This is a genomic window from Photobacterium minamisatsumaniensis, from assembly GCF_050336695.1.
GTDB classification, from domain to species: domain Bacteria; phylum Pseudomonadota; class Gammaproteobacteria; order Enterobacterales; family Vibrionaceae; genus Photobacterium; species Photobacterium minamisatsumaniensis.
The window spans coordinates 48,759-61,638 of the sequence record NZ_JAKJSI010000036.1 but is presented as its reverse complement, the minus strand read 5'-3'; the positions used below and the strand labels follow the sequence as shown (position 1 = coordinate 61,638).

Annotated in this window: 12 protein-coding genes; 6 read left to right on the top strand and 6 right to left on the bottom strand. The window is 44.5% G+C overall.

What is annotated here, in order from left to right; genetic code table 11:
* Nucleotide 1: 1 nt before the first annotated feature.
* The 3 genes from selD to L4D78_RS19270 all read right to left on the bottom strand — a co-directional run bounded on the left by selD (nt 2) and on the right by L4D78_RS19270 (nt 3,848).
* A complete protein-coding gene (selD, locus tag L4D78_RS19280; protein ID WP_428468442.1) occupies nt 2-1,039 on the bottom strand; it encodes a selenide, water dikinase SelD in 1,038 nt (345 codons plus the stop codon).
* A gap of 150 nt (nt 1,040-1,189) precedes the next feature.
* Complete coding sequence (locus tag L4D78_RS19275) at nt 1,190-1,741, bottom strand: NAD(P)H nitroreductase (protein WP_428468441.1); 552 nt, start codon at nt 1,739-1,741, stop codon at nt 1,190-1,192.
* Between the two features lie 94 nt (nt 1,742-1,835).
* Nucleotides 1,836-3,848 carry an oxidoreductase gene (locus L4D78_RS19270; RefSeq protein WP_428468440.1) on the bottom strand — a complete coding sequence of 671 codons (2,013 nt, stop codon included), beginning with the start codon at nt 3,846-3,848 and terminating at the stop codon, nt 1,836-1,838.
* A gap of 265 nt (nt 3,849-4,113) precedes the next feature.
* Between L4D78_RS19270 and sppA the strand changes: the two genes are divergently transcribed.
* The 3 genes from sppA (at nt 4,114) to L4D78_RS19255 (ending at nt 7,895) form a co-directional block, all read left to right on the top strand.
* Nucleotides 4,114-5,967 (top strand): signal peptide peptidase SppA, encoded by a 1,854-nt coding sequence (gene sppA / locus L4D78_RS19265; RefSeq protein WP_428468439.1) that lies wholly within the window; start codon nt 4,114-4,116, stop codon nt 5,965-5,967.
* Between the two features lie 83 nt (nt 5,968-6,050).
* Nucleotides 6,051-7,061, top strand: a complete 1,011-nt coding sequence (gene ansA, locus L4D78_RS19260; RefSeq protein ID WP_428468438.1) for an asparaginase — start codon at nt 6,051-6,053, stop codon at nt 7,059-7,061.
* Between the two features lie 159 nt (nt 7,062-7,220).
* Entirely contained in the window at nt 7,221-7,895 is a 675-nt protein-coding gene (locus L4D78_RS19255; RefSeq protein ID WP_428468437.1) for a glutathione S-transferase family protein, read from the top strand.
* 13 nt (nt 7,896-7,908) lie between these two features.
* Here L4D78_RS19255 and L4D78_RS19250 read toward each other — a convergent pair whose 3' ends face one another.
* Nucleotides 7,909-8,208: a YeaC family protein gene (locus tag L4D78_RS19250; RefSeq protein ID WP_428468436.1), complete on the bottom strand. Its 300-nt coding sequence runs from the start codon at nt 8,206-8,208 to the stop codon at nt 7,909-7,911.
* A 242-nt stretch (nt 8,209-8,450) separates the two neighbouring features.
* On the opposite strand from L4D78_RS19250, the gene L4D78_RS19245 reads away from it, so the two are divergent.
* Nucleotides 8,451-9,272, top strand: a complete 822-nt coding sequence (locus L4D78_RS19245; protein ID WP_428468435.1) for a DUF2989 domain-containing protein — start codon at nt 8,451-8,453, stop codon at nt 9,270-9,272.
* Between the two features lie 38 nt (nt 9,273-9,310).
* Here the strand turns inward: L4D78_RS19245 and msrB are convergent, their stop codons facing one another.
* Entirely contained in the window at nt 9,311-9,715 is a 405-nt protein-coding gene (gene msrB / locus L4D78_RS19240; protein WP_428468434.1) for a peptide-methionine (R)-S-oxide reductase MsrB, read from the bottom strand.
* Nucleotides 9,716-10,061: 346 nt separating this feature from the next.
* Between msrB and gap the strand changes: the two genes are divergently transcribed.
* Nucleotides 10,062-11,057 (top strand): type I glyceraldehyde-3-phosphate dehydrogenase, encoded by a 996-nt coding sequence (gene gap / locus L4D78_RS19235; protein ID WP_428468433.1) that lies wholly within the window; start codon nt 10,062-10,064, stop codon nt 11,055-11,057.
* A 354-nt stretch (nt 11,058-11,411) separates the two neighbouring features.
* On the top strand, nt 11,412-12,290 hold the full coding sequence (locus tag L4D78_RS19230; RefSeq protein WP_428468432.1) for a D-hexose-6-phosphate mutarotase: 879 nt from the start codon (nt 11,412-11,414) through the stop codon (nt 12,288-12,290).
* Between the two features lie 46 nt (nt 12,291-12,336).
* On the opposite strand, the gene L4D78_RS19225 is transcribed toward L4D78_RS19230, so the two are convergent.
* Entirely contained in the window at nt 12,337-12,717 is a 381-nt protein-coding gene (locus L4D78_RS19225) for a VOC family protein (protein ID WP_428468431.1), read from the bottom strand.
* Nucleotides 12,718-12,880: the final 163 nt, after the last annotated feature.

Genomic DNA, 12,880 nt, shown 5'->3' with positions numbered 1-12,880 from the left:
GTTAACAAATCTCAATTAATACAGTATCACCATGACTTGCACTTAGCTCACCAATCGCATTCAGTGTTATTCCATGCTTTTTGGCAATCGCCTGCACCTCTTGTTCCGCATCGGGTGTTACAGCCAAGAGCAGGCCTCCTGATGTTTGTGGATCGCAAAGTAATGATTTTTGTTGTTCTGTCATCGAGCCTAAGCGGTGACCATAACTCTCAAAATTACGGCCCGTTCCCCCAGGCACACAACCTTCTGCAATGTACTCAAATACACCCGGCAAGTAGGGCACTTGATCAAACTGGATCGTCGCTTTAAGGTCGCTACCTTCACAAATTTCGTTCAAGTGCCCCATTAAGCCAAAGCCCGTTACATCCGTCATGGCTTTTACACCAGTTACATCTGCAAAATCAGTCCCCGGCTTATTTAATGCACACATCCAATCACGTGCCAAGCCTTGGTGCTCTTCCTTCAATTTGGCTTTTTTCTCTGCCGTCGTCAGCACTCCAATACCTAGCGGTTTCGTTAGGTATAGTTTACATCCCGCTTCAGCCTGATTGTTTCGCTTTACACGGTCAGTATCAACAATACCCGTTACAGCCAGGCCAAAAATAGGTTCAGGTGCATCAATCGAATGACCACCAGCCAACGAGATCCCAGCTTCACGGCACACAGCACGGCCACCTTCAATGACCTGCTGCGCGATTTCTGGGGCTAATACGTTAACCGGCCAACCCAGAATCGCTATCGCCATAATTGGCTTGCCACCCATGGCGTAGATATCACTGATGGCGTTAGTGGCGGCAATACGGCCAAAGTCATATGGGTCATCAACAATGGGCATGAAGAAATCGGTAGTGCTTACCACCGCGGTACCATTACCTAAATCATATACGGCCGCGTCATCTTTACTTTCATTACCAACAAGCAGGTTAGGATCGGAAAAAGGAGCAAGCTGTGACCGAAGAATTGTATCAAGAACTTGAGGAGAAATTTTACAACCACATCCTGCTCCGTGGCTGTATTGAGTAAGGCGAACATTTTCCATGATACGCTCCGATATATAGACAAGAGCGAGAATTCTACTCCTGCGCTCAGATCGTGTCATCATTCAGGATCAAAAAGGGAAGCATTAAATGCTTCCCTTTTTTCATATACTTAAATTTAGCAGCAATGCGCACTTTACGTATCGGTGATACTACAAGTACTCCACAAATTGAGAGACATCTCTTACTGGTGCCTTGGCATCACGACAGCCTGCTGTACCCATATAGAGGAAGCCCACAATTAAATCATCTCCCTCCACACCCAAGGCTTCGCGCACAACCGGGTGATAGGCCCACTTACCCGTTCGCCAAAAACCGGCAAAACCTTGTGCAACCGCTGCCATTTGCATCGCTTGTGTTGCACAACCCGCAGATAGGTGCTGCTCAATAACAGGGACTTTGTCATGCTCGGTAATTTTCGCAACCACGGTGATCACCATGGGGGCACGGAAAGGTGCTTTGGACGCTTTCTCGATAGCAGCGTCATCAGCGCCATCCGCTTTTGCCGCTTCAACAAGAATTTGAGATAGCTTACCTAAGCCCTCTTCCCCCTGTGACACGATAAATCGCCACGGTGTTAAGCCCGCATGGTCCGGTGCACGTAACCCCGCCTGGAAAATGGCCTCAAGAGCTTCACCTTCTGGTGCCGGTGCAATAAGTTTTGGCAATGAACGTCGATTTAACAACAGAGAGAGCGCATCCATAACAACCTCTAATTAATATAGTTATTCCTTCAACGATACCATAAAAACCCCATGTTAAAACCAGATGGCAAGCAGGGAAATAACACCCACTCAGCTAGAGTTTTGCCGCAAGCTCTACACCTTGTCGTATCACACGTTTAGCATCAACTTCACCTGCGACATCAGCACCACCAATAACATGGACATTCACACTATTTGCTTTGAGCTTTTCAGATAATTCCTCAACGGAGGTTTGTCCTGCGCACAAGACAATATGGTCAACGTCAAGAATTCGAGATTGCCCTTCGACTGTAATATGCAAACCTTGATCGTCTATCCGATCATAATTCACGCCACCGAGCAATTCGACACCGCGCTTCTCAAGCACTTTCTTATGGATCCAGCCCGTTGTTTTACCCGGCCCTTTACCTACCTTGCCCGGCTTACGCTGCATCAACCAAACTTGCCGCTGGCTGACATATTCGTCATGAGGGTATAAGCCACCCGCATGATTAATCGATTTATCAATGCCCCAATCTTGCAACCAATCATCCAAGACTTGATGCTCTGGTTCTGTGAGCATAGTTGAAACATCCACGCCGATACCACCAGCACCAATCACTGCGACTTTCTGGCCAAGTTGCACCTTGTCACGAATAAGTGTTTGGTAGTCGATCACTTTTTCATGCTCGACACCTGGAATACCCGGTTTTCGAGGCTGGACACCTGTCGCGACAATAACATCATCATAACCACTTAATTCATCAGCACTTACCGCATGACCAAGTTTTACATTAACTTCGGTTTGCTCAAGACGACGAGTGAAATAACGAATGGTTTCTTTGAATTCTTCTTTTCCGGGGATCTGCATGGCTAAATTAAACTGACCACCGACATAATCATTCTTTTCAAATAGGTCAACATCAAAACCGCGCTCTGCTGCGGCAACAGCAGTGGCCATTCCGGCAGGCCCCGCCCCCACAACCGCAATACGGCGATTCTGCACCGCAGGTGATAGCACCAGCTCAGTCTCATAACAGGCTTGCGGGTTAACAAGGCAGCTCGCTCGTTTCCCGACAAAAACATGATCAAGACACGCCTGATTACAGCCAATACAGGTATTAATGTCATCAGCCCGATCCTGCTCCGCCTTTACAATAAAGTCGGGATCAGCAAGAAACGGACGTGCCATCGACACCATATCGGCCTGTGCCGACGATAATATATCTTCTGCAACTTGTGGGGTATTGATACGGTTACACGTGACCAGTGGGATAGACACTTCAGATTTTAGTTTTTCAGTAACCCAAGCAAAGGCAGCCCGTGGGACTTGAGTCGCAATGGTCGGCACACGAGCTTCGTGCCAACCAATACCAGTATTTAAAATCGTGACACCTGCTTGTTCAAGCAGCTTAGCCAACTGTACAACTTCTTCATGTGTACTGCCCTGCTCAACCAAGTCCAACATAGATAAACGAAAGACAATAATGAAGTCTCGGCCAACACGAGCGCGAACCGCTTTCACTAACTCAAGCGGGAAACGAATACGGTTTTCATAGCTCCCTCCCCAATCGTCATAGCGGTGGTTCGAACGCTTACAAATAAACTGATTAATCAAGTAGCCTTCAGAACCCATTAATTCAACACCATCATAGCCAGCTTCACGGGCAAGCTCTGAGCTACGCGCAAAAGCATCAATGGTTTTCTGAATCTGGCGAGGGCTCATCTGGCTCGGGGTAAATTTGGAAATGGGTGATTTAATCGCCGACGCACTAACGGCTAAAGGGTGCATGGCATAACGTCCAGCATGCAATAACTGAAGCGCAATCTTACCGCCCTCTTCATGAACTGCATCGGTAATTACACGATGGGCACGTGCCGCTCTTCCCGAACTGAACTCAGCACTTAAAGGGTGTAACCGGCCTCGAAAGTTCGGTGAAAACCCACCGGTTACAATCAATCCGACACCACCCCGTGCTCGAGCGGCATAGAAAGCGGCCAGTTTTTTAAATCCATCACGGGATTCTTCTAACCCTGTATGCATTGATCCCATCAACACACGATTACGTAATTGAGTGAAACCAAGATCTAACGGGGCTAACAAATGAGGGTAAGATTTATCGTCCATGGCTTCCATTCTTTTGTTGTTATGGTCTGACCAGTATATGAAGCCTGCTGGCTTTAATCAAACACTTGTTTACACCAAATTAACATTAACTTGATATAGATCTAACTAAGACCACACAAATCATCACTCAGCACACTCAACATTTTTTTGATAAATTCGCCGCAGCCGTAGGTTTATCAAGGCCTTGATGCACGATTTCTTACTGTAATTCCTTGTTTACTAAGTTAGGATAGAAGTAATACCGAACATATAATCAGGATTGTTCATGAAAATGATATTTAAGGGAATAGGTAAACTGTTCCGTGGAATTTGGAAACTAATTAGCTTTACTCGACAGCTAATTATTAACCTAATTTTCCTTCTGATCGTAGGTGCGTTGTTCTTTGCTTTTTCTAAAAGTGGCGAAGAGCCGACAATTCCCGATGAAGCAGCACTCGTGCTTAATCTATCTGGCCCCATTGTTGAACAACGCAATTACATTAGCCCTATCGATGCCGTCACCAGTAATGCGTTAGGCCAACCGCCTGTTAGGGAAAACGTATTATTCGATATCGTCGAAGCGATTCGTACCGCTTCAACTGACAATCGTATTACAGGCTTAGTGCTTAACCTGAAAGGAATGAGCGAAACTAACCTTACAAAGTTACGTTATATCGCTAAAGCCATTGAGGAGTTCAAGCAAGCAGGTAAGCCTGTTTATGCCGTCGGTGACAACTACAAACAAAGCCAGTATTACCTATCCAGCTATGCTGATAAGGTTTTCATGTCTCCTGACGGCGGGATATTACTGACGGGATATGGCCGCTACAGCTTGTATTACAAAACACTTTTAGAGAAGCTAGACGTTAATACGCATGTATTCCGTGTTGGTACTTACAAGTCGTTTGTTGAACCTTACACCCTCGATGGTATGTCTGATGAAGCCCGAGAAGCGAATACCGTATGGCTTAATCAACTATGGCGAGCCTACACCACAGACGTAGCCAAAAACCGTAATATCGACGCTTCGGTTCTCACACCAGAACTCGATAATTTCATCGCTCAGTTAAAAGATGTCGGCGGTGACTTTGCTCAGTTAAGCTTGCAAATGGGCCTCGTTGATGAATTGGTTAATCGTCCGCAATTGCGCCAGCAGCTTATTGATACATTTGGCAGTGATGGTGACAACAGCTTTAAACAAGTGAGCTACTACGATTACCAACCAACGATACAAAGCACAGATCTACCGAGTGAAAACCAAATTGCTGTCGTGGTTGCCAGTGGTGCAATCGTCGATGGCAGCCAATCCAAAAATTCAGTGAATGGCGACGCCACGGCCGCTTTACTTCGTGAGGCTCGACTTGATGATAAAGTAAAATCGGTCATTCTTCGCGTTGATAGCCCTGGAGGCAGTGCATTTGCATCAGAAGTGATCCGCAATGAGGTGGATGCATTAAAACAAGCGGGTAAACCCGTTGTGGTTTCAATGTCTAGCTTGGCGGCATCTGGCGGTTATTGGATATCTTCAAGTGCCGATCATATCCTAGCCCAACCCACAACCATCACTGGCTCTATTGGCATATTCGCCATTTTAACGACCTTTGAAAAAGGGTTAGAAAAAATGGGCGTCTACAGCGATGGCGTGGGGACAACACCATTTTCTGGTGTAGGCGTTACTCGTGAATTACCTGACGGTGTCGCCCAAGTTTTCCAACTTGGTATTGAGCATGGTTATCAGCGCTTTATTGGCTTGGTAAGCCAAAATCGTGATATGTCACTTGAACAAGCTGACAAGATTTCTCAAGGCCGTGTATGGACAGGCCAAGATGCGCTGAAACTAGGCCTTGTTGATGAACTTGGTGATTTCGATGATGCGATTAACGCTGCCGTTGATATTGCACAGCTAGACAGCTATGAACTGCGCTGGATGGCTGAGCCACTTAGCACTGCTGAAATGTTTATGCAGCAATTTAGCTCACAAGCGCGTGCGTTTATTGCGTCGGTAATGTTCGATAATGTACCTGAAGCCTTGCAACCTGTAACACAACAGGTTGTAACAGACCTTACAGCTCTTGGTAACTTTAATGATCCAAAAGGGCAATATGCGTTCTGTATAAACTGTATCGATATTGAAAAGTGAGACTAGCCCGGCAACGCCGGGCTTTTTTTACGAGCCGTTAGCCGTATAATGCGCGCACCAACCCATTAATTCTGTACTCGAAAATGGAAAGAAAACACATTTATATTGCCTATACTGGCGGCACCATTGGTATGCAGAAGTCAGACCATGGTTATATTCCTGTTGCTGGCTTTATGGAAAAGCAACTGGAGAGCATGCCAGAATTCCATCGTGCAGAAATGCCTAAATTCACTATCCATGAATACGATCCATTGATCGATTCTTCGGATATGACGCCAATGGATTGGCAGCGCATTGCCGATGATATTAAAGCGAACTACGACAAGTATGACGGTTTTGTAATCCTACATGGTACAGATACCATGGCATATACCGCGTCTGCGTTGTCATTCATGTTCGACAACCTTGATAAGCCCGTAATCGTCACAGGCTCTCAGATCCCGCTTGCGGAGCTGCGTTCTGACGGCCAAAGTAACTTGCTCAATGCATTACATATTGCGGCTAACTACCCGATTAACGAAGTGACTGTGTTTTTCAATAACAAGTTAATTCGTGGTAACCGTAGTACCAAAGCACATGCTGACGGGTTCGGTGCCTTTATCTCACCGAACTTACCCCCTTTATTAGAAGCGGGTATCAATATTAAGCTTAACAATGTCGAGCTCGATAAAAAGCCTGACGGCGCATTTAAAGTGCACAACATCACTCCGCAACCTATTGGAGTGATCACGATGTACCCAGGTATTTCACCAGAAGTTATTCGCAATACACTGCGTCAGCCAGTGAATGCAATGATCCTGTTAACTTTTGGTGTTGGTAATGCCCCACAAAACCCAGATTTACTTGAGCAGCTACAAGAAGCAAGTGAGCGCGGTGTCATTGTGATGAACCTAACACAGTGCCTATCAGGTAAAGTGAATATGGGTGGATATGCTACCGGTTGTGCACTTGCTGAAGCTGGCGTACTCAGTGGTTATGATATGACCCCTGAAGCGGCTCTTGCTAAGCTGCACTACCTACTGAGCCAAGACTTACCCACTGAAACAGTCAGAAGCTTAATGCAGCAAGACTTACGCGGTGAACTCACTCACTAATTCGTCCATCAGCTTCCCTTACCTTAAAGCGAGAATCTATGATTCTCGCTTTTCTTTTCCAGCCGTCGTTCCTCAGTCGGTCATCTATACCCAACTTCGGCATAACTTCATTCTTTCTCGTCTACACTTTCTGTTATTACTCTTTATACAGGCAAAGCCATGACGATGATCCTCCACGGTGCGTCCATTTCACCATTTGTCAGAAAAATCATGCTCGCACTCGCGTATAAAGGAATAAGCTATGAGTTACAGCCACTCAATCCTTTTGTCGAGAAAGAGTTAGCTCAAAAACGTCACCCTATGGGAAAGGTGCCCATCCTCGAACATAAAGAACTGAGCATTATCGATTCAACCGTTATTGCTCACTACCTCGATGACACTTTTCCTGTCCCCCCGCTTTACCCTGGTGATGCCGCATCACGAGCACAGATCCGCTGGCTCGAAGAATATGCCGACACGCGACTGACCTCGCTCATTGGTGGGGTCATGTTTTACCAGAATATTTTACGCGGTAAGATACTCAACAAAGATATTGATGAAGAGGCTATTGAGCTCTGTATTGAACACCATTTACCGCCTGTCTTAGCTTATTTAGAAGAACAATTGCCCGACAAGGGTTTTGTTACTGAGCATTTTTCAATGGCTGAAATTAGCTTATGGAGCGTCATGCGAAGTGGGTGGATGGCAGGATTACGTTTTTCTAATTACCCGAAGCTCAATCGATACCTCAGCACCATAGAACAAGAACCATGGGTGGCCAATTTGATCAGTGTTGAGGATCATGAAATGTCAGGCTTTTATTGCAAGCCTGTTATTATTGGCACCCAAGATTAAGGCCTTACTCTTTTTATAGCTGCTCGTAATCGAAGCGGGCAATCTCATCAGTGTGGTTTAATGATTGATCACCTTCAAAATCACGCTTAAATTCTGCTTTTGATTTGAATTTGATTTCCCCGCCAACTTCTACGGACATATGTTCAGCTTGAGCATTGTGACGTGATTGATAAAGCATAACTGCTTGTAAGGCTGAATCACGTTGCGCCTCCGTTAACACGGTACCATCTGGCCATTTACCAAGCTCAACAGCTGTAGAGATACGACGATAGATATCTGGTGTCATCGCTTTTAACAGAGTATCAAGATCCATATGATTTACTTTCCACGTTCATTGTTTAATTATTTTGCTTGGTATACCAGTTTCAGCTTAAGCTCGCCAAACATCCGTCGATAAAATGCTTATGGGATCACACTACATTTAAAAATGGGAATCCGATTTCCTGCACAACTTCTGGTAAAATAAGATTTATCAGAGTTAATCTCGCACCAATAGCAACAAACCAATCAACAAATTCGCCTTAGCCAGCCGCACAGGATCAACATAGCATTCGTATGAACCATTCTTTTACAACCATCGCCAAGGTTATTGTTACCGTAATTAGCCTATTCGTTCTTTCTGGTTGCGACTTTAAACACCGATCGACAGATAGCCTATGTAACAGTAATCCTCAACTGTGCGCAGATACTAATCTTAATGATGGTCAATGCCGACTGCAGCGCACTAGCTTAATCTGGCAACGGTACGATGTGCTGAAAAATCCAATTGATGCGGAGAAGTTCAAAGAACTTAAGTTTACCTACGATTATCAAAAATGCTTAGAGTATGCGGCACGTATTGAGCCCACCGAATTAAAAGAACGAAAAACCAATCGAACTCGTGCACTGCTGCGGGCGTATGACTCCATCAAGCGGCTCAACCTTGAACTTGCTGATTCCTCAGACCCTGACATTATCTACTATCGATGGAGCCAAGGTGACAGGAAGGCACTGCAGCAGTTTCTCAAACTCGAAGGGACACCAGCACTAGAGACCCCCGAGATGCAGCTCGCGTTAGCCACCTTCTATACCGATAAAGACAAAGCAAAGACCATGGTTTTATTACAGCGAGCATTAACTCTCTACGACAAAAACCAAAAAGTAAAACCTGAGATTATTCAAAGCCTAGCGACTATTTCTCATCAAGACGGCAATATAGACCATGCCTACTTATGGGCGATGATCGGTAGTGAACTAAAAATACCGGTTAGCAGCCGTGAAAAGTTAATCGCGTTCTACCCAATGGCCGACCAACAACGGGAAACGCTTGATCGTAGAGCGAAACAAATTGCAAAAGCGATTAATCGTGGTGAATATAAAATAGACATGGTGCGGTAGCCGCACCATGTTCAAAACACTGCAAAGATGAAAGTAAATTACGCCTCCCCCTTTTCCTCTGGCACTTGAAACACCAACGAGACCGAATTAACACAATATCGCTCTCCCGTCGTTTGTGGTCCGTCAGGAAAAACATGGCCTAAGTGGCTATCACACTGCGTACACCGGATCTCTGTTCGAAGCATACCGTGGCTGTTATCCTCTAAATAGCGAATTGCAGCTTTATCCACTGGAGCATCAAAACTCGGCCAGCCACAACCTGAGTCATATTTACTGTCAGAGCGAAACAACGGCGCATCACAACAAGTACAGCTATAGATGCCCGTTTCACGGTTATGTAATAGTGTCCCAGAGAACGGCGCTTCCGTTCCCTGTTCACGACAAACTCGATATTGCTCATCGGTTAATTTGTCCTTCCAATAAGCATCTGATTTATCTGACATTAGATATCCTTATTTTATTTATCTTGTTATCACTTTGGAAAATGAGTTGCCAGTTTACAGAGTGTGGCACATACTTTCCGCGCGAAAGGATTTTACATCTTCACGACTCATTTAAGCATATTTTAGCTGGGCTACGTGTTGATATTAAAAGTTAATAACGATAATGGTGGATATTCATACAATTGCTGTACAATTTTGCAGCGTTGTAGTGGGAATGTAAAAAAAAAACGAAATTTTTTTGACCTTACGCAATTTAAATTCGTTTTTCACTTGCAGCATCACATTTGTTTCTGTAATTTTACTACCAGTTATCTTTCATTAGAAATTAAGTTGTGGAGCAACTGAAATGACTATCAAAGTAGGTATTAACGGTTTTGGCCGTATTGGACGTTTTGTTTTCCGTGCATCTGTAGAGCGTAACGACATTGAAGTTGTTGGTATCAACGACCTTATCGATGTTGAGTACATGGCATACATGCTTAAGTACGATTCAACTCACGGCCGTTTCAACGGTACTGTTGAAGTTGAAGGCGGTAACCTAATCGTTAACGGTAAAACTGTTCGCGTAACTGCTGAGCGTAACCCAGAAGATCTTAAGTGGGATGCAATCAACGTTGACGTTGTTGCTGAAGCAACTGGTCTTTTCCTAACAGACGAGACTGCACGTAAGCACATCACTGCTGGTGCTAAGAAAGTTGTTCTTACTGGTCCTTCTAAAGACAAAACTCCTATGATCGTTATGGGTGTTAACCAAGACACTTACGCTGGTGAAGAAATCGTTTCTAACGCTTCTTGTACTACTAACTGTCTAGCGCCTGTAGCTAAAGTTCTTAACGACAAGTTCGGTATCGAATCTGGTCTTATGACAACAGTTCACGCGACTACAGCAACTCAAAAAACTGTAGATGGTCCTTCAGCTAAAGACTGGCGTGGTGGCCGTGGTGCTTCTCAAAACATCATCCCATCATCAACTGGTGCTGCTAAAGCAGTAGGCGTTGTACTTCCAGAACTAAACGGCAAACTAACTGGTATGGCTTTCCGCGTACCAACTGCTAACGTTTCTGTAGTTGACCTTACAGTTAACCTTAAGACTCCAGCTTCTTACGAAGCAATCTGTGCTGCTATGAAAGAAGCATCTGAAGGCGAGCTTAAAGGTGTTCTAGGTTACACTGAAGACCAAGTTGTATCACAAGATTTCATCGGTGAAGTTCAAACTTCAGTATTCGATGCTAAAGCTGGTGTTGCTCTAACTGACACATTCGTTAAAGTTGTATCTTGGTACGACAACGAAATCGGTTACTCAAACAAAGTTCTAGACCTAATCGCTCACATCTCTAAGTAATGTAAGCTTTTAGTTAGAATAATAAAAGGCGGCGCTTTTAAGTGTCGCCTTTTTTGTATCTGACAATTACCATAATAAAAAACATGATTAAGTTGACCCTCATCATCGACAACCAAAGACTGAATTAGCCATTTTGTCGGTGCATTTTCGTGCTAGAAGCAGCATTTTACAGCTTTTATACTATCGTTCCGAGCTCAAAAAACAATAAAGACTAAAATTTACTTACAAATTTAACAAATATTTTTTATTTTTTGTTGATATTTTTTAACTAAAAATAAGTTTGACGTCTTTTGATATTTTCTATCATTACGTATCAACGTTGGTATATAAATCAAATAATTAAAGGATTGCCTGATGGACTTGCGTCAACTGTCTACACTTTCAGCGTTATCAGACTCAGTTACTGTGTGTGAATATCAAGGCATAAAGATAATTCGCATTATCCACAATGCTGTTGAAGCGGGTATTTCGCTTCATGGCGGTCACCTCATCTGGTTCAAACCCGCAGGTGAAAACGATGTAATTTGGCTAAGTGAAAAAGCTGAGTTCAATCCAACAAAGGCTATTCGGGGTGGTATCCCTGTTTGTTGGCCATGGTTTGGTAAAGCAGCAACGCCCTCGCACGGATTTGCCCGTAATAGTGAATGGACATTAAAAGAACACCGCGAAAATGAGCACGGCGTCATTGTGGCACTCGCATTAGAAGATGATGAAGTAACGCGTGAGATTTGGCCGCACAAATTTAATAACGAGCTGATTTTCGAAATGGGTTCAACCTTAAAAGTCAGCCTGACATCAACGAATACTGACACATCCACTTGGCATTATGGCGGCGCATTACATAGCTATTTTGCTATCAGCGATATTAATCAGACCTGTACTACAGGCATGGGCACGCACTACCTTGATAGTACCCAAGGTGGTGAAGCATGCAGCGGTGAAGAAACACTACACTTTGATCAAGAAATTGATCGTGTCTATAGCCAGCCAACAGACATCATCACTATTCACGATACCGCCGGCCATCGCTCACTTGAGGTGAAAAATAGCGGCCATAATGCAGCTGTTTTATGGAATCCTTGGCAAGCCTTGTCACAGAGCATGGCAGATATGGCAGACAACAGTTTTGAAACCATGGTATGTGTTGAATCAACGCTGACTGGCAATGACAGCATCACCCTTGCGCCAGGTGAGAGCCATACATTAGCGACCGAAGTATGCGTTAAACGTTAAGCAACCCAAGCGCCTTGCAATCAGTTTAAGGCGCTTTCCCCTTCCCCTAAGCAAGCATTTGCGAGTTAGCTTCAATTAACACCCAGCCATTACCATCTGGGTCGACAAATGTCGCAAAGCGCCCTCCGATAATGGTAACGATTTCAGACAACGGTACACCACGGCTGCTCAGCTCAAAATGCGTACTGTGAATATCGTCTGTCTGTACGACTAACCCCTGTACAGAGCCAGCCTCCATTCCCCCAAACGGGATCACTAAACTAATGGTTGTTTCGGCCCCCTTAGGGGCTAACTGAATCCACCGCTTATGATTATCAGCGTGATGATCACGTATCAGCTCAAACCCAAGTGCGTCTCTATAAAATTGTAACGCTTCTCCTTGGTCAGAGACAGGAATTGAAACAGTGTCGACTCGTGAAATACTCATTAAAACAGTTCCCCCCAATCAATAGCACTTTTTTATCTTAAGCTAAGGCATTTGATTTCGCGCACGAAATAAACATTATTCGTGCCAATGCAACGCAGTATTTAAAACAAAACAGGCTTGTTCAAACAGATTTGATCCGTGATTGAACCGAAATTCCCCCCCA

What these genes read in the sequence shown, in the direction of transcription:
- selD (WP_428468442.1), bottom strand. Translation starts at nt 1,039, where the DNA reads ATGGAAAATGTTCGCCTTACTCAATACAGCCACGGAGCAGGATGTGGT.
- L4D78_RS19275 (WP_428468441.1), bottom strand. Translation starts at nt 1,741, where the DNA reads ATGGATGCGCTCTCTCTGTTGTTAAATCGACGTTCATTGCCAAAACTT.
- L4D78_RS19270 (WP_428468440.1), bottom strand. Translation starts at nt 3,848, where the DNA reads ATGGACGATAAATCTTACCCTCATTTGTTAGCCCCGTTAGATCTTGGT.
- sppA (WP_428468439.1), top strand. Translation starts at nt 4,114, where the DNA reads ATGAAAATGATATTTAAGGGAATAGGTAAACTGTTCCGTGGAATTTGG.
- ansA (WP_428468438.1), top strand. Translation starts at nt 6,051, where the DNA reads ATGGAAAGAAAACACATTTATATTGCCTATACTGGCGGCACCATTGGT.
- L4D78_RS19255 (WP_428468437.1), top strand. Translation starts at nt 7,221, where the DNA reads ATGACGATGATCCTCCACGGTGCGTCCATTTCACCATTTGTCAGAAAA.
- L4D78_RS19250 (WP_428468436.1), bottom strand. Translation starts at nt 8,208, where the DNA reads ATGGATCTTGATACTCTGTTAAAAGCGATGACACCAGATATCTATCGT.
- L4D78_RS19245 (WP_428468435.1), top strand. Translation starts at nt 8,451, where the DNA reads ATGAACCATTCTTTTACAACCATCGCCAAGGTTATTGTTACCGTAATT.
- msrB (WP_428468434.1), bottom strand. Translation starts at nt 9,715, where the DNA reads ATGTCAGATAAATCAGATGCTTATTGGAAGGACAAATTAACCGATGAG.
- gap (WP_428468433.1), top strand. Translation starts at nt 10,062, where the DNA reads ATGACTATCAAAGTAGGTATTAACGGTTTTGGCCGTATTGGACGTTTT.
- L4D78_RS19230 (WP_428468432.1), top strand. Translation starts at nt 11,412, where the DNA reads ATGGACTTGCGTCAACTGTCTACACTTTCAGCGTTATCAGACTCAGTT.
- L4D78_RS19225 (WP_428468431.1), bottom strand. Translation starts at nt 12,717, where the DNA reads ATGAGTATTTCACGAGTCGACACTGTTTCAATTCCTGTCTCTGACCAA.